This window comes from Streptomyces sp. NPDC001100 (genome assembly GCF_053598575.1).
On record NZ_JBSFKO010000017.1, the window covers coordinates 174,499 to 190,629 of the forward strand.

Annotated in this window: 12 protein-coding genes; 4 read left to right on the forward strand and 8 right to left on the reverse strand. The window is 64.5% G+C overall.

The features are described 5' to 3' along the window. Window positions 1–75 precede the first annotated feature (75 nt). The 3 genes from ACWDEW_RS25340 to ACWDEW_RS25350 all read right to left on the reverse strand — a co-directional run bounded on the left by ACWDEW_RS25340 (window position 76) and on the right by ACWDEW_RS25350 (window position 3,558). The gene (locus ACWDEW_RS25340) at window positions 76–1,995 is read right to left on the reverse strand and encodes a S53 family peptidase (RefSeq protein ID WP_450515221.1); all 1,920 of its coding nucleotides are present in this window, start codon (window positions 1,993–1,995) and stop codon (window positions 76–78) included. Window positions 1,996–2,260: 265 nt separating this feature from the next. Further along, the gene (locus ACWDEW_RS25345; RefSeq protein ID WP_450515223.1) at window positions 2,261–2,890 is read right to left on the reverse strand and encodes a DUF305 domain-containing protein; all 630 of its coding nucleotides are present in this window, start codon (window positions 2,888–2,890) and stop codon (window positions 2,261–2,263) included. Further along, complete coding sequence (locus tag ACWDEW_RS25350; RefSeq protein WP_450515224.1) at window positions 2,887–3,558, reverse strand: DUF3105 domain-containing protein; 672 nt, start codon at window positions 3,556–3,558, stop codon at window positions 2,887–2,889. Before ACWDEW_RS25350 ends, ACWDEW_RS25345 begins: the two co-directional genes overlap by 4 nt. 354 nt (window positions 3,559–3,912) lie before the next feature. On the opposite strand from ACWDEW_RS25350, the gene glnA reads away from it, so the two are divergent. From glnA to ACWDEW_RS25370, 4 genes are all read left to right on the forward strand, one after another. Next, window positions 3,913–5,274, forward strand: a complete 1,362-nt coding sequence (gene glnA / locus ACWDEW_RS25355) for a type I glutamate--ammonia ligase (RefSeq protein ID WP_093631824.1) — start codon at window positions 3,913–3,915, stop codon at window positions 5,272–5,274. A 287-nt stretch (window positions 5,275–5,561) separates the two neighbouring features. Beyond that, window positions 5,562–6,374, forward strand: coding sequence for a hypothetical protein (locus ACWDEW_RS25360; protein ID WP_450515226.1), 813 nt, complete (start codon window positions 5,562–5,564; stop codon window positions 6,372–6,374). 31 nt (window positions 6,375–6,405) lie between these two features. Further along, window positions 6,406–7,317 carry a hypothetical protein gene (locus tag ACWDEW_RS25365; RefSeq protein WP_450515228.1) on the forward strand — a complete coding sequence of 304 codons (912 nt, stop codon included), beginning with the start codon at window positions 6,406–6,408 and terminating at the stop codon, window positions 7,315–7,317. Further along, entirely contained in the window at window positions 7,314–9,545 is a 2,232-nt protein-coding gene (locus ACWDEW_RS25370) for a hypothetical protein (RefSeq protein WP_450515230.1), read from the forward strand. Before ACWDEW_RS25365 ends, ACWDEW_RS25370 begins: the two co-directional genes overlap by 4 nt. Window positions 9,546–9,613: 68 nt before the next feature. Here the strand turns inward: ACWDEW_RS25370 and ACWDEW_RS25375 are convergent, their stop codons facing one another. From ACWDEW_RS25375 to ACWDEW_RS25395, 5 genes are all read right to left on the reverse strand, one after another. Next, complete coding sequence (locus ACWDEW_RS25375; protein ID WP_450515231.1) at window positions 9,614–10,855, reverse strand: tyrosine-type recombinase/integrase; 1,242 nt, start codon at window positions 10,853–10,855, stop codon at window positions 9,614–9,616. A gap of 84 nt (window positions 10,856–10,939) precedes the next feature. Next, a complete protein-coding gene (locus ACWDEW_RS25380; protein WP_450515233.1) occupies window positions 10,940–11,185 on the reverse strand; it encodes a helix-turn-helix domain-containing protein in 246 nt (81 codons plus the stop codon). A 453-nt stretch (window positions 11,186–11,638) separates the two neighbouring features. Further along, window positions 11,639–13,114: an ATP-binding protein gene (locus ACWDEW_RS25385; protein ID WP_450515234.1), complete on the reverse strand. Its 1,476-nt coding sequence runs from the start codon at window positions 13,112–13,114 to the stop codon at window positions 11,639–11,641. After that, window positions 13,107–13,970, reverse strand: a complete 864-nt coding sequence (locus tag ACWDEW_RS25390) for a DNA primase (protein WP_450515235.1) — start codon at window positions 13,968–13,970, stop codon at window positions 13,107–13,109. The genes ACWDEW_RS25385 and ACWDEW_RS25390 overlap by 8 nt, the downstream gene beginning before the upstream one ends. Window positions 13,971–14,065: 95 nt before the next feature. Continuing rightward, entirely contained in the window at window positions 14,066–15,910 is a 1,845-nt protein-coding gene (locus ACWDEW_RS25395; RefSeq protein WP_450515237.1) for an ATP-binding protein, read from the reverse strand. Window positions 15,911–16,131 lie beyond the last annotated feature (221 nt).

Here is a 16,131-nt window from a genome sequence, read left to right on the forward strand (position 1 = left end):
CGCGATGGGGTGGCGCGGGGTGTCGAATACCCCACGCCACCCCATCAACAGGTGACTCGCCTACCGCCTACCGGGTCAGTGGTGACCCTTGGGGGAGGCGTACGACTCGACGTAGCCGTTCGCGGGCGTACCCACGCCGGTCACGTCGTCGTAGCCCTTGACCGCGGACAGCGAGCTGTCCTTGCCGAGGCTGCGGACCGAGGTCAGCAGGCCGTTGGTGGCGTCGAAGCCGTTGGCGAAGTCCACGCGGGCGACCGCGAGGTCCGTGCCGGTCGGCTTGTCGGTCACGTCGTGGTAGACCTTCGTGCCGTACTTGGCGTAGATCGACGGGTTGGCGAAACCGATCGCCTTGCCGCCGCGCGCCTGCTGGGCCAGGGCCTGGACCGCCGCGATCACCGGGGAGGCGAGCGAGGTGCCGCCGATCCGGTACTCGCTGTACGACTCCGACCCGTCCGACTGGGTCTGCGTCTGGCCGACCTTGAAGCCGGTGTTCGGGTCGGCGATCGCCGAGATGTCCGGGACGACACGGTTGCCGGTGGCGCTGTTGGCCTTGGCGAGCGCGTCCGGGACGACACCCTTCTGGTAGAAGGGCTCGTTCACGGTCTTGCTGGTGCCGCCGCCCGCGCCCGAGGTGAAGGCGCCGGGGAAGTTGGTCCAGCTCTTGCCGTCGGTCGACAGCAGGGCCTTCTCGGTGCCCCAGCCGGTCTCCCACAGGTACTTGTCGCCCTTGCCCACGGCGAGGGAGGTACCGCCGACCGCCGTCACCCACGCCGAGTTGGCCGGGGTGTCGACCTGCTTCACCTTGGTGTTGGCGACCTCGTCGCCGTTGTCACCGGAGGAGAAGTAGAAGCCGATGCCCTCGACCGCGCCCAGCTGGAACACCTGGTCGTAGGCGGCCGCGAGGTCCGGGGTCTGGTTGGCCTCGATGTCGCCCCACGAGTTGGAGACGATGTCGGCCAGGTGGTTGTCGACGACCTTGCTCAGCGAGTCGAGCAGGTCGTCGTCCAGGCAGGAGGCGGCGCCCACGTACGTGACGTTCGCGTCCGGAGCCACCGCGTGCACGGCCTCGACGTCGAGGGTCTCCTCGCCGTACCAGCCCGAGGCGTCGCACTCGTCGGCGCCGGTGTGCGTGTAGTTGCTGGGCAGGACCTGCTTCAGCTGGCTGGTCTTCCAGGTGGCGTCGCCGTGCTTCTTCGCGTAGGTGGCCGCGTCGAAGGCGATGGTCGGCGAGGCGTAGGCGTCGGTGATGGCGACGCGCACGCCCTTGCCGGTGTACTTTCCGGCGCCGTAGGCGGCCCGCAGCTGCTTGCCGGTGTAGCCCTCGATCGCGTACGGGATCTTCTGGCCGTATGCCGAAGGCAGGGTGCTCGCGGTGTTGGAGCCGTAGTACGAGGAGAACGGCCCCGAGTTCTTGAACACCGCGGTCGGACCCGGCAGCGTGTCGTCGTGGTTCGCCTTGTGCGGGGCGTTGTCGAGACCGGTGACGGTCAGGACGGCTCCGTTGAGGCTGTCCGGCGCGGAGGCCGTCTTCGACGGGGCGCGGTAGGTCTTCGAGCCCTTCGAGTAGTTGTGCAGCGAGGTGCTGAACGCCTTCTCGACCGCCGCCACGTCACCGGAGACGGTGACGTAGTGCTGCGTGGTACCGGTGATCTTCAGCCCGGCGGACTTCAGCCAGGACTTGACGGCGCTCACCTGGGCCGCCGTGGCGCCGAAGCGCTGCTGCACCTGAGCCGCGCTCAGGTACTTGCCGTAGTGGGCCGACTCCGGGTCGGAGACGGCCTTGGCGTACGCCGCGAGACCGGAGGCGTTCCGGCCGGCGAGGTAGACCCGGGCGGAGAGCTTGGAGCTGTCGGAGGTCGCTCCCTTGTCCGCCTTGGCCGTCGCCCACGCGGGCTTGGTGCCCGCGAGGGCGTCCCGGCCCGGGGTGTCCGCGGCGTGCGCCGCGGGTATACCGAGCGCCAGAGCGCCGGCGATCATGGGCAGTGTCGCTGCCATGCTCACTCCGGCGCGCATGGTGGCGCGATTGGATCTCATAAAACCCCCTGCTATGCGGTTCCACGCATGGAGTGGTCGGTCGTCGTCGATCCGTACGGAACCTGCGGCGGGAGGGTCCGCGGATGGATCACACGTGGGGCCACTCTTTCGATGAACCGTTCATGCCAGGGGAACGTGACAGTCAAGAGAAACCCAAGGAACCGTCAGCCGGGGCGAATTGGGTGCTTTTTTCCTTACGGGCGTGTAACGAACGACCGGGGACGCTTTACGAACGCGCTTTTGCGCCACGCTCCTTGAGCATGTCGGCCATCAGCTGGATCTCCGACTGCTGCGCGTCGACCATCCCCTGCGCCAGCCGCTTCTCCACCCCCACCGTGCACTTCTCCACACACCCCTCGGCCATGTGGATCCCGCCCTTGTGATGGTCCGTCATGAGCTGCAGGAAGAACACCTCGGCAGGCTTGCCACTCAGTGAATTCAGCTTCTTCAGCTCGGTGTTGGTCGCCATCCCCGGCATCAGCGCGCCGTCCTTCCCGGACGCCATGTCACCCATGCCCATCCAGGTCATCGGCGGATCGGCCGACACCTTCGGCAGGTTCCACAGGTCCAACCAGCCCAGCAGCATGCCCCGTTGGTTGGCCTGCGTCTGCGCGATGTCGTATGCGAGCCGCCGCACTTCCACGTTCTTCGTGCGATCCCGCACGATGTACGACATCTCGACGGCCTGCTGATGATGGACCGCCATGTCCCGCGCGAACCCGGCGTCCGCCGAATCCGCCGTAGGAGTAGAGGAGTTGGCGGACCCACTGCCGTCCTCGGCGACCGCGTACGTGATCGCCCCGGCCGCGACCAGCGCCACCGCCGCGGCCCCCGCGATCAGTCCAGCCTGCCTCACTGCGACAGCCCGCCCGTGCAGGCCGCACCCGGCTCGGGCGTCTGCTTGCCCTGCACGAACTCGGCGAAGAACTTGTTCACGTCCGGGTCGCTCGCGCTCTTCACCGTGCGCTGGTGCCCCCACGCCGACAGCATGATCGGGTCCTTCTGGCTGTCGTACGGACTCATCAGCGAGTACGGCGTCGACTTCACCTTCGCCGCGAGCGCCTTGACGTCGGCGGCCGAGGCCTTCTTGTTGTACGTCACCCAGACCGCGCCGTGCTCCAGCGCGTGCACGGCGTTCTCGTCCTTGACGGCCTTGGTGTAGACGTCGCCGTTGCAGTTCAGCCAGACCGGGTTGTGGTTGCCGCCGACCGGCGGGTGCATCGGATAGTTCACCGTGCCGGTGACGTGGGTGCGGCCCAGCGTCCCCTTCCACGTGTTCACGCCGTCCGAGCCCGCGACGAAGTGCCCCGAACCGCTGTTCTTCGAGTCACTCGCGGAACTGTCCTTCTTGCCGGACTGCGCGTGCACGACGGCGACCCCGCCGATGACGAGACCGGCGGCGACCACCGTGCTCGCCACGATCTTCACGAGCTTGGCGCGCCGCTCGCGGGCCTGCTCGGCGCGCCGCATCTCCTCGATGCGGGCCTTGCGCGCCGCGTTGCCGGTGTTCTTCGCGGAACCCATGAGATGTCTGTCCTTTTGGGGGAAGGGACGGGAAGGTCGGGACCCGCTGATCGTAGTGGGGGAGGAAAGGGTTCTCGTAGGGCGCCCACAGCAAAGACCGCGGAAGAGTGCGAAGTGCCCCGGGCCAGGCATTACGAATGTCAGTCCGAGCAGGCAAGATGGTCAGCAGATGGGCATCACATGGACATCGGCGCGGGTCACCTGCCGTTCGTGAGCCGTTCAGCCCGAGGACGGCCGGACGATCAAGGTCGGCAACGCGCACGAAATGGTGTTGTGGTGGGATGCTCAGGTGCCCGACCGCCTCCTGCGGTACGAGGACAGGCGGCCTGACCAGCAAGGATGGGGAAGCGGAAGATGGACAAGCAGCAGGAGTTCGTGCTCCGGACGTTGGAGGAGCGCGACATCCGGTTCGTACGGCTGTGGTTCACGGACGTGCTGGGCTTCCTCAAGTCCGTCGCCGTGGCCCCCGCCGAGCTGGAACAGGCCTTCGACGAAGGCATCGGCTTCGACGGCTCCGCGATCGAGGGCTTCGCCCGCGTGTACGAGTCCGACATGATCGCCAAGCCGGACCCCTCCACCTTCCAGGTCCTGCCCTGGCGTGCCGAGGCGCCCGGCACGGCGCGCATGTTCTGCGACATCCTCATGCCGGACGGCTCCCCGTCCTTCGCGGACCCGCGCTACGTGCTCAAGCGCGCCCTCGCCAAGACCTCCGACCTGGGCTTCACCTTCTACACCCACCCGGAGATCGAGTTCTTCCTCCTGAAGGACCGCCCCCTCGACGGCTCCCGCCCCACCCCCGCCGACAACTCCGGCTACTTCGACCACACCCCGCAGAACGTCGGCATGGACTTCCGCCGCCAGGCGATCACCATGCTGGAGTCGATGGGCATCTCGGTCGAGTTCTCCCACCACGAGGGAGCCCCCGGCCAGCAGGAGATCGACCTCCGCTACGCCGACGCGCTCTCCACGGCGGACAACATCATGACGTTCCGCCTGGTCATGAAGCAGGTGGCACTGGAGCAGGGAGTCCAGGCGACCTTCATGCCGAAGCCGTTCTCGGAACACCCGGGAAGCGGAATGCACACGCACCTCTCGCTCTTCGAGGGCGACCGCAACGCGTTCTACGAGTCCGGCTCGGAGTACCAGCTCTCCAAGGTCGGCCGCTCCTTCATCGCGGGCCTGCTGAAGCACGCGGCGGAGATCTCGGCCGTCACCAACCAGTGGGTCAACTCCTACAAGCGCATCTGGGGCGGCTCCGAGCGCACGGCGGGCGCCGGCGGCGAGGCCCCCTCGTACATCTGCTGGGGCCACAACAACCGCAGCGCCCTGGTCCGCGTCCCCATGTACAAGCCCGGCAAGACGGGCTCGGCACGGGTCGAGGTCCGCTCCCTGGACTCGGGCGCGAACCCGTACCTGGCGTACGCGCTGCTCTTGGCCGCCGGCCTGAAGGGCATCGAAGAGGGCTACGAACTTCCCCCCGGTGCCGAGGACGACGTCTGGGCCCTCTCCGACGCGGAACGCCGCGCGATGGGCATCGAGCCGCTCCCGCAGAACCTCGGCGAGGCCCTGACCCTGATGGAACGCAGCGACCTCGTCGCCGAGGCCCTCGGCGAGCACGTCTTCGACTTCTTCCTGCGCAACAAGCGGCAGGAGTGGGAGGAGTACCGCAGCGAGGTCACGGCGTTCGAGCTGCGGAAGAACCTGCCGGTTCTCTGACCTGCTATTTCTGCGCCGCCTACAGCCCACAGTGCCGTGGCCACGCCAACGATGGGCGCCTGCCACGGCGCTGGGCCGTCTGTGGGCCGTCACTGGACACGTCGGCGGTCTCGTAGCGACGAGAGAGTGGCCTCGGCGTTGGCGACGGACGCCTGTGCTTCTGTCTTACCAACTGCCTGCGTGGCACCAACCGGGCGTGACACAATCTGCCTACACCAATCGATGTGCACGCATTTGAGAGGCGAAGGCGGGGGGCGTTGGCGAGACGGTTGATCCTGCGGTTTCTGATGATCGCTAGTGCGGTGTCCCTTCTTTCATTGCCAGGAACACCTGCTGAAGCCGCGACGACAAGCGACTCGGAGGTCGTTTTCTGTCTCTCGCGAGAGAATCGCAAGGACCTGGTAGATGCTGGCATTGCGTTAGGCGTTCTATCCGAGAGCAGTACGGTAAAGACGCTACAGGCCAGCCGCCAGGAATTTTCTGGTAATGATGCAATCGGTTCATGGCGGAAGAAACAACCCGTCAACTTTCGAAAAGTTTGCCGAGCGCTGGTCGACTCGGCAGCTTTATCTCAAGGTAATAGCCCGAAGGAGGAGTCTTCCTTCCCCTTCTTGTCGTGGCTACTTCCGATCATCATTGGCTCGCTGCTGACAATGTTTGCCGCCGAGGCTCAAGGTGCTCGGGCAAGGAAACTTACTGCTGCGGAAGAGCTGCGGATAGCAGTGAGTACTTTCCGTGATGCCCTGAACCAATACGTTTCCGAATGGCTTGAATCGTCTGCGGGCGGCAAACCGAGTACAGCAATCATCGATCAACGTCGCATGCAATTCATTGCCACCTTGCGGAAGGCGGGCCTTCGCGGCACGTGGCCTTTCGTGGAGCGGCTTGTCGGTGAACTAGAAGGACCTCGATATGGCAAGGATCTTGATTTGGGCTGGGCGGGCTCTCAAGACGACACACGATTGAGGGCGGAGAGGGTGCGATCGCATCTATCTCGATTGGAGGCTGATGCGGAAAAAGTGGCTTCCTCGGTGGCTTCTTTTTTCCCCATTTGGTTGCGGCCCTCCCGCAAGAAGACGCCATCTTCTGTAAGTCCTTGACAAGCATCGGTTTCACTGGCCCGGAGACGTTGTGCTAAATCCATTCACGCTTCCCGACCGCTCTAGAACTGATGGGCGGCCACTTTGTCCGTGGGAAACAGCGGAGCACGCAGACCTGTACGTACCAGTTGATCATAGTCAGGAGGCTTTTTTTTCTTACAAAGAAGAATTGCAAGCTGACTTTGATTTCACAAAGAGTGGCAAACTGGTCCTTATTACGGGTCCTCAAGGCTGCGGTAAAACTTCACTGATGCACCGCTGCGCTTGGGAGACACGGGAGTTCCTCACTCCGATGCCGTCGCCAGCGAAGATCGAAATCATCGATCTTACCTCTGATGGTCTGCTGGGCATTGATACTCAAGCGCGCATTCGACATATTTGTCGGCGCATCCATGATGAGCTTCACCTGCGGCGAGCCTTTGACGACAGGACTTATGAAGAACTTGAGAAGAGGAACGACGAGCCGGCTCAATTCTATCCTTACCTGTCGAGACTACTAGCGCGGGCAGGACTCGTAATTATTCTCCTTCTTCCGCCGTCGGAACTTGTCGAGGAAGTGCGCAGCTATAGTAGTTACACTCAGAAGATGCTGGTCTTCTTTTGTGAGTCGTCATATGAAGCAGTGGCCGCAATCGAGCCGAATCCGGCAGCCAAACCCATAACACATCTGATGCTGGACGTGCTGGATGAGAGTGACGGTTGGAATTTTGTAAACTCGCGCATTGCTCGAACTGCCACTCAGAGTGCTCACTGCCCGGTCACCGATGAGGCAACTGTCCTCAAATTCATGCAGACACGCATACGGGGGCGTGGGCAGACGACCATCAGGGAGTTGCAGATGACATGCGAGAGCGTGTTTGATGCGGCGGTCACATCGGCAAGTAATCGAGTTGGTTATTCAGATTTCACCCAGTATTACGCAGAGAAAGCGCTGTTGTCATGACCTCCCAAGGCGGACATACTTCAAAACGTTGGAACGAGAACCCGTTTCCCGTTTCGGCTGTGGCGCGCTTCTCTCCGCTGGGCGCAGACGCCTTCAGTATCGAGACTCCGGCCGTAGCGCAGGCGCTAGCGTACGTCGATCAGTATTTGGCGCAGAATGACGATATCAAAGCGGCGAAGGGTCGCCCAGTTGATGGCAATGTAATCGCCATCGTCGGCGAGTATGGAACAGGCAAGACGCATTTGTCTGTCGAAATCCTTCGGCGCATTAGAAGTCGGGATGATGAGTCAGTCCACTCTTTCTATGTAGATGCGCCAGCAGATAACTTTCTAGCATTGTATCGCGATCGTTTCTTCGGGCAGTTGGACCGGAAAGACCTCAGGCAGCGTGTCGCCGAATACTACGCTGATATTGTGGCCGAGGAGCTTGGCCAATCGCCACTGACGGAGAACGTGGCAAGGCTTCTTCTTGAACGTCAAGCATCACCACAGGATATTGTTCAGCGATTTGGGTTGCCAGAGTCCACCTTCCAGCAGCGGCTGCAAGAACGACTTAAGGACATCACGGAGCAAGAAGAGTTTGGCACGGCGCTAGGTCTTTTTATGAGACCGGAATTTGAAGCCGCGGTCTGGGAATGGCTTGCGGGACATCCCGCAGACACAGTTCTGCAGGAACGGGGTATCCGGCGAACTATTAACGATGATATCTCTGCTCTAGAAGCGATTGGTGTCTTCGCTTTTCTCTACGGCAGGCAGCATCAACACTTCGTTCTCATCGTCGACGAGTTCGAAAAGGTGCTCTCGCGCGATACGCGAAGCGGTATGGATGAAGGTGCAGTTCTAGCCTTCAAGAAATTGCTAGAGGTTTTTGGTCAGTCGCGCTCCCTCCTTGTTCTCAGTGGGCTGCCCGACTTCGTGGAGGTTCTGCCCGATGACGCGAAGCAGAGGATCTCCTCTCTTGTGCGCCCGACTGCTTTGTCTTTCGAAGATGCGCGTCAGTATGTGCGTAATGCCCTCGGTAGGGAATCAGACGATCTGGCCCCTTTCACCGATGACTCCATCTCGTACCTCGTTGAATTGGCCGGCGGAAACGCTCGTAAAGTAATCCGTCTTTTCTATCACGCCTACGAAGCCAGCGCCAGGGCAGGAACTGACGTTACGCGTGCCATGGTGCGCGAAGTGGCTCGGCAACAGTTTGAGGTTTCCACACCGGATGATGTGCGGTCTGATGTGGCACGAATTCTGGATTCAAACGGATGGGTTTTCGAGCAGTCCAAGAGCTTGAGGAAGAAGCCGGCGTTCGTTGCTGATTACTGGGTGGGGGTCGGCGATCACGCTGGATGTGCTATTCAAATAACTCAATCCGTCCTACATGCGCCGGAAGCTGACCGGCTTGCTAATGCGGCAAAGTCGCTCCAGCGAGAAGGGGCGAATGTGGCAACCGTGCTCATCGTGAATGGGTACCTTGCTGAGCCACTTGCGGATCAATTGGCAACATCGTTTTCTCGTGTCCTGCTGTACTCTCCGATGCGATTTCCAGAAGACTTCCCTGCGGCAATCAGTTCGATTATTCGTCGGCTCGAAGAGACTTCGAATGAGGACCGCCTCAGCTTGGTCGAGTCCAAGTTGGATCAGCTGCTGCGTCAGACGCAATCTGTACGCCGGGTCCTTGACAACGTTCAGCAGGATTCTATTTCGCCGGAATATTTGGAATCGGCTGTTGAGGGTGGGATCCGTCGAGCTTTCGCCACTGTAGGAAGTCGAGGAGAACCAGCGGCGGTGCGGCGGCTCTCCCCCTTTACGGCAGAACTTTTCCGCAATGCTTTGACTGACGCTGAATCTCTCGTTGCCACAGCGAATGCCTCCCTTCGAAAGATTTTTTCCCCTTCGCGTCACATGTCGATTGGCGGCTACGAGATTGACGAGCATGTGCGTCGATTTATGGCGGTGCAGTCGTTGATTCCGATTATCGAAGGGTTTCGTGATGCTGTAGTCAAGCGGGCTGCATCTTCACCCGATATCGATTCCTCTTCCTTGGGTGAGTCGTGTTCGCTTTATGATCGCTCCTACGAAACGATCCGCTCTTTGGTCGGAGAGGATGAAATGGTGATGTCGAATGAGCGTGCGTCGCCAAGTGGAGCGTTCCATTCTCGCCTAAGATCGCCAGCGCTCAAGGACCTGGCGCAACAGGTTTGGAATTCTGAGCAAGGCCGAGATATACCCATTTAGGAGGCCGATTCAGTGACTGACGGGCTTGATTCGAAGCCGCCGACCTCAAGTCGACGGCTTCGGTACTCTCAGATGCCCTCCTCGACGTGCTGGTAAAGGCCATCCACGGCTGTCCGGGCCCGCGCGTCACTGCTTGGCAGAAGGTGCGTGTAGACCCGGAGTGTGAATCCCGGGTCGTTGTGTCCGAGGTAGTGGCTCAAGGCCTTGATGTTTTCGCCGGCGTCCAAAAGGATCGAGGCGTAGAAGTGGCGGAGGGCGTGCATGCCGTGTTCTCGGGCAGCCTGATGGCGCTCACCCGGCTTCGGCACGGGGATGACTCCAGCCGTGACCAGAGCAGGTTTCCACGCGCGGTCATTGAAGTCTGTTCGTCGAACCGGGCCCTTCCCGTCGAGACGGGTGAACAGCAGCCGCTTGGTGACGGACGGGCCGTCAGGTCGGAGCCACGGCAAGGTGACGTCGACAGGGGGGAACGTCTCCATGTGCTGCTTGAGAATGTGCGCCACGCGATCGGGCAAAGGGACGTCGCGCTCCTTGTTCTGCTTCGGCGGTGCGAACACGAGACCTCCCTTCGTCACCTTCACCTGGTTCGCGACATGTAGCCATCCCGAGTCGAGGTCGATTCCCTCGGCAGGAAGCCCGAAGATCTCCCCTTGCCGGAGTCCGCATCCGCCTCCGAGGTCAACGGTCGCGTGATAGCGCTCCGGCAGCGCTGCCCGTACGGCGAAAACGCGCTCAGCACCCCACGGCATGATCCGACCCGTGCCCGCAGCAGGGGGCCGAACGGATTGAGCGTGGCAGGGATTCTTGGTCAAGTGGCCATCGTCTACAGCCGCATTGAGGACCGTCGACACGTTGTTGTAGATCACACGCCGGTACGACGACGCGTGTACGACCTGCTCCAATTCGCTCAGCCAGTCCCGGATGTGTTCCGGCTTGAAGGAACCGAGCGGTCGCGGTCCGAGATAGGGGATCGCGTGGCCGCGTATGGCGGACTCGACTGACTCGCGCGTGGTCATGTCGGTGGTCTGCGTGTTCAGCCATTTCTCGGCGTACTGCCCAAACGTCACTCGGCCGGCCTGGGGGTCGAGGTACTGCCCCCGTGACATGTCGGCCTCGATGTGGGCCAGCCACTGGTCAGCCAGTCGCTTTTGCCCATCGGGGAAGGACTTGCTCTTCTCGGTCCCGTCCGGACCGATGTAGCGGGCGCGGTACCGCAGACCCGCGCCATAGCGGTCAGTCCGTACGCGGCGGGGCCCTCCGTTGGAGGCACCTTCGATCTTGTACCAGCGGTCTTGGATGTGGCCTGCCATGCGGGTGTGTTCCCTTCCGGGCATGGGCAGGGAGGGCCACGGCGTGGCCCTCCCTGGGGTGTTGGGCTTTGTGGTTTGGCTGAGTCAGGCGGCGGCCTGGTCGGCGGTCTTTCGTTCGGTGACGTAGGCGCCGACGTCGGCGGGGTCATAGCGGAGGTGTTTGCCGATGCGGAAGCCGGGAGGACCGGTGCGCTTCTTGCGCCACTGGTAGACGGTTTCGACGGGGACTTCGAACATCGTCGCGATGTCGTCGACGGTGAGGTAGCGGTCGGGGAGACCGTTGCGGAGGATCGCGCGGGCGTCGGGTTGAGCGGAACGTGTTCGGCTCATGGGGTCCTCGGGGGTGTCGCGTTGGCTTCAGGGATCTCGGACTCCTGATCTGTCCGAGGTGTGGATTTCTGCGTCATGGCGTCACGCGCGTCACTTAGGACTCTGACCTGCGGTTTTGTCTGACGTAGCGGCTAGAGCGTGCGTCATGCCGGCGTCATGGGGTGCGTCACCGGATGACGCAGGTGACGCATGATGACGCAGAGCAAGCCGTCTGTGTCATGCCTGTTGCCGCAGGTCACGTGCCGTTTCCCGGCTCGCATGACGCGGATGACGCAGCGTCTTCCTTCTTAGGACAAAAAAAGAAGGGGCTGCCTGTCGTAGTTGAGCGCGGCTCACAGAGCGAAGAAGGAGCCGCTGCGCGGCACGTCCTTGAGGCGGCGCAAGCGCCGAACAGCAAGAGGAGCACGCTCCGCCGGGGTGGTGCTCCTCTTGCTTGTCCGGGTGAGCGTTCGGTCAGAACGCCCGTGCCTGCTCGTGCGGGGCCGGGGGGAGCGTGCGGGTCATTTCGAGGTAGCGGCCCGCGCTGGTGCGGCCCGCGTCGACGAGGACGCGCCGGGCGGCGAGCGTCGGTTGGAGGCGTTTGAGCCGGTCGGAGAGGACTTTGCCGGTGGTCGGCCACCCCCTGGGCAGGGGACGGCCATCGTCGCCGCTGTAGAGGCGGCTGAGGCAGGACAGCCACTCCGTGGACGTCATCCGCTGCGCGCCGCCCGGCTCGATGGTCTCGGCGTACTTGAGGACCGTTTGTGCTAGGAGGTCGCCCTCGATCACGTCGTCGTTCAGGTCGTCCAGACTGGCCCGGTACGCGGCCAGCGCCCCGAGGCCGGTCGCCGCGTCGAACTGCGCGCACAGGTGGGCGAAGTCCGCCATCCGCAGATCGGTGGGGGTCTCCGCCTGGGCCGCGCGGACCCTGACCGTGAGGTCCAGGAGCGAGCCGAGCACGACGGGGAGGACTTCCGCGTAGTCCGTCCACAGTTCGGCCTCGGTGCGCCGGATACGGGGGCGTTCCAGGCGCAGGGGCAGGAGCCGGTCCGCGAGGTCGGGCCGGATGACTCCGACGTCGATCCCGGTCAGGAGCAGGGGGCGGCGGTAGCCGACGCGGAAGACGTCCCCGTCGGTGAACAGGGCGCGCTTGACGCTCTCGGCGCCGGTGACGATGCAGCACATGGCGTCCGACAGGTCGGGTGTCACGTGGGAGAGGTTGTCCAGGGCGGTGACCCATCCCGCGGCAACCGCTGCGATCAGGCTTTCCTCGTCCTTCGGGGCCCTGCGCAGGTCGCCGCTCATGCCCTCGATGATCCGGGTGAGCATGCGGCCTCCGGTCGACTTGCCTGCGCCCTGCGGTCCGGTGAGGAACGGGGCGGGGACGGGCACGGACGGTCCGAGGCAGCCGATCAGCCACGCGATGGCCAGGCACTCGGTCTCGGCGTTGGCGAAGTTGCACAGCCGCATCAGCAGATCGATGCCCTTGCCGCCCGTGTCCTTGACCGGCATGGGCAGTTCCCCCGTGAGCTGGGTGCGCCGCCAGCACACCTCGCGCGGGTCGGGAGTGAGGATGTCCCAGCCGGTGGGGTGGATGCGCACGGACTGTCCGTCGTCGCGGCCCAGGTCCAGCCACGTCGCGCCGTCGAATCCGGGGGCGACGCGGATATGGACCGGCTGCACGTCCTCGGTCAGCGCGAGTGCTTCGATCAGGTCCAGCGCCTCTTTCAGCGCTGAGCCGTTGAACGCGCCGCGTCCGTCGCGGTAGAGGCCGACCATGAGTTCTTGGCGGTGGCTGCCCGTCGTGCCCTGGGAGCGGATCGGGCGGGCAACGGGATGGCCCTTCTTCTGCGCGTAGACGGTCCCGTCAGCGGTGCGGAAGTAGCGGAAGTGCTCCTGCGCGTAGTCCGCGATGACCTCGCGGCCGGGAGTCTTGTCGTCCTCAGACATGGCTCAGTCCCAACGTGGTCAGGGCGTTGGTCCACGCGTCCGTGCAGTGCCGGAGCGATTCGCCCTTGGCCTGAGCTGCGGTGAACAACCGGGTGACGTGCACCTCAGTGAGGCAGCCACACCGCCCGTGCATGGACAGCACCGCGAGGAACGTCCGGTAGACGGTGGCATGCACCGCTTCACGGGCGCTGGTGATGCGCTGCTCCGCCATGGCGATGCCACGGTCCAGATAGGTCGGTGTGCGGTGCGGGCACTCCCCGCCCCCGGCCAGGGCGGGCACAGTGACGGCCGTCGGTCGGACTGCGGCGGACTTCTTCACGATGAGCGCGCGCACGGCGTCCGGCAGGGCGGCCATGGTGCCGGTGCCGAATCCGAGCCAGCGGGCGTAGGACATGGTCGACTTGATGTCCACGCCGGGGCGTACGGCGTTGGCGGACTGCATCGCACCGAGGTAGAGCCAGTGTTCGCCCCGGGTGGTGGGCACGACGTGTGTGGGCGGCAGGTTCTCGCGGGCCCACGCGATCGCGTCGGTGTTGTCCAGGTCCACGGCTGTCAGCCCCGCTCCGCCCGGGTGGTAGGCGACCGCTTCGGCTTGCAGCCAGGCGCGGCGCCAGGGGCCGGAGGTGATGACGTGTGGGTCGGTGGTCGCGGCGGCCCACGCGTGGCAGACGCCAGGGCAGGCGCACGGGCCCGGGGTCTTCATGTTGGGTCGGCCGCCGCAGGAGTTGTTGGCGCAGCGGCGGCAGTTGCCGAACGGTACCTTCCCGGCTCGTAGGGGCAGCGGGGGCAGGCCGGAGGCGGCCAGGTCGAGAGCGGTTTGCAGGTGCTCTCCCCGAAGGAGGGTCGGTTGGGTCATGCTGGAGACCTCCAGTTCTCTACGTGCGTGCTGGATTGGCGGCGGCCCCGGTTCTTGGTCGGATGGGGGCCGCCGTTGTCGTTTCGCGGGAGTGGTCAGGCCGCTTGCTGGCCGGGGAGGAGGCGGCCGTCGGGGGTGCGGTGCAGGGCTCCGCTCTCGGTGAGGGTTTTGATCTCGCGGGAGACGGTGCCCTTGTTGAGGCCGGTGGTGTCGGTCACGTCTTTGGCGGTGCGGGCCCCGGAGTGCACGGCGGCGAGCACCTTGTCCCGGTTGGTTGCCGCCCCGGTCGCTGCGGGTGTGTTCTTGACCAGGTGCAGCGGTGTGCGCGGCGTCGAGCCGCCCGACGTCGGCGCGGGAGTCCAGATCGATGTGGGCAGGGCGCGTACGCCTGTGTCGTCGAGGGTCCAGGTGCGCAGCATGCGCGGTCCGTAGCCCTTGAGGTAGCCGTGGCCTCGGTATTCGCGGCCGTCGGGGATCTGGTGGGGTGCGTAGTGTGCGCAGTCGTCGAGGGCGACCTGTGCTTGTGTCGTGCCGGCCACCCGTAGCGAGAACCGGGTGAGGAGGTTGGGTGCGATCAGCTTGTGCACGCCGGGCGCTCCGCCGTCGGTGAGCGGGTACTGGGTGGCCCACCACAGGACGACACCGCGCGAGCGGCCGAGTGAGGACAGTTCGATCAGGCGTTGCAGCCGGTCTTTATCCTTGGTGATGAGGGCGAGGATGACCTGTCCCTCGTCGACGACGACGGTGAGCTGAGGGCCGTCCCACACGCTGATGCCGCGCTGCTTCATGTCGGTCTTGCGGCGGGTCATCTCCGTGTGCGCCTGGTCCACGGCGTCGGTGATGTCGTCGCGTTCGACGGCGACGCGGCAGACCGGTTCCCAGATGTTGGCCTCTTCGCCCTTGCCGTCGATCAGGAGCAGGTCGCCGCGCAGGTGGGCGGTGGCCATGAGGGGGCGGAAGGACCAGGACTTGCCGGTGCCGGACGCGCCGGACACCAACAGCCGTTCGTCGAACGGGATCAGGACCTCATCGCCGGTCTCGGTGTCCAGGCCGAGGTTCATCGTCAGTGGGTCGGACGGGATGCGGTCCGCAGTCCACATAGAGGGGACGCCTGCGGCTGCCGAGCGGGTGGCGAGGGTGAGGACGGCCCAGCCGCCGCGTGAGGCGGAGGTGATCCGGATGCGCAGCGCGGTGCGGGCCCCGAGCAGCGCACGGACGGAGTCGGCCTTGTCCGCGAGCGTCTTGACCGTCCACGTCCCGTCCAGGCGGATTTCACAGCGGATGCCGCCCGGCTCCATCGCGGGAGGCGTGGTGACCGTGCCCGACAGACCACGGTCACCGGCGTGCTCGACCCAGTACGACGGGTCGAGGCGTTCCATGAGCTGACGTTCTTCCACCGAGACCGACTCATCCACCGGCACGCGCAGCTTGCGCCGCCCGAGCGCGAGGCTGGCTACGTTCGCCCCGATCAGTACGGCGGATGTGGTGGCCGGCCAGAGGGTGAGGTGTGCGGTGGACATGAGCGTGGACGCGATCGTGCTGGGCACGGCGTGCAGTGAGTGCGCCTGGATGGCGCGGGCTTTGAGGGTGGTGGGGTAGTTCACCCGCGCGGCTTTGAGTTTGGCTCGGGTGTCGCGCTCGTGGCTCAGGGCTGCCTTGGCCGCGACGCGGGCGGCGCGGCGGCCGGCCGCGAACGGGTTGTTGGACGCGGCGCGGGCGGCGTGTTGCTGGGACTTGGCGGTGGCGTGGGTGGAGCGCGCGGCGTTGTGTTCCTTCTGCGCGGCCATCAGCTGCTTCAGGTGCTCCGGGGTGCGCAGCTTGGTGCGCCGCCCGGCTTCAAGGTCCCAGCGGGCCGCGAACGGAGCGCACACCGGGGCGAGTGAATCGAGCGCCGTAGTGGTGGTGTTGGTGGTGGTCGACCATGCTTGCTTCCAGTCCACGAAAGGGTCCTCCAAGACCGTGGATGAGGGCCGGTGCGCCGTTGCGTGGCGTCACCGGCCCGCCGGGTTGCAGGGGGCGGTGCTGTCGGTTGCGTCGAAAGCACCGGTTGAACCCCCTTCAACCGCATCTGACCTGCGATGTTGCAGAGTTGAGCGGTGGGGAGGGGTGAGGGCTCTACGCGCCCGCGCGCGTAGAGCGGCGGAAAAACCAGCCGTGCAAC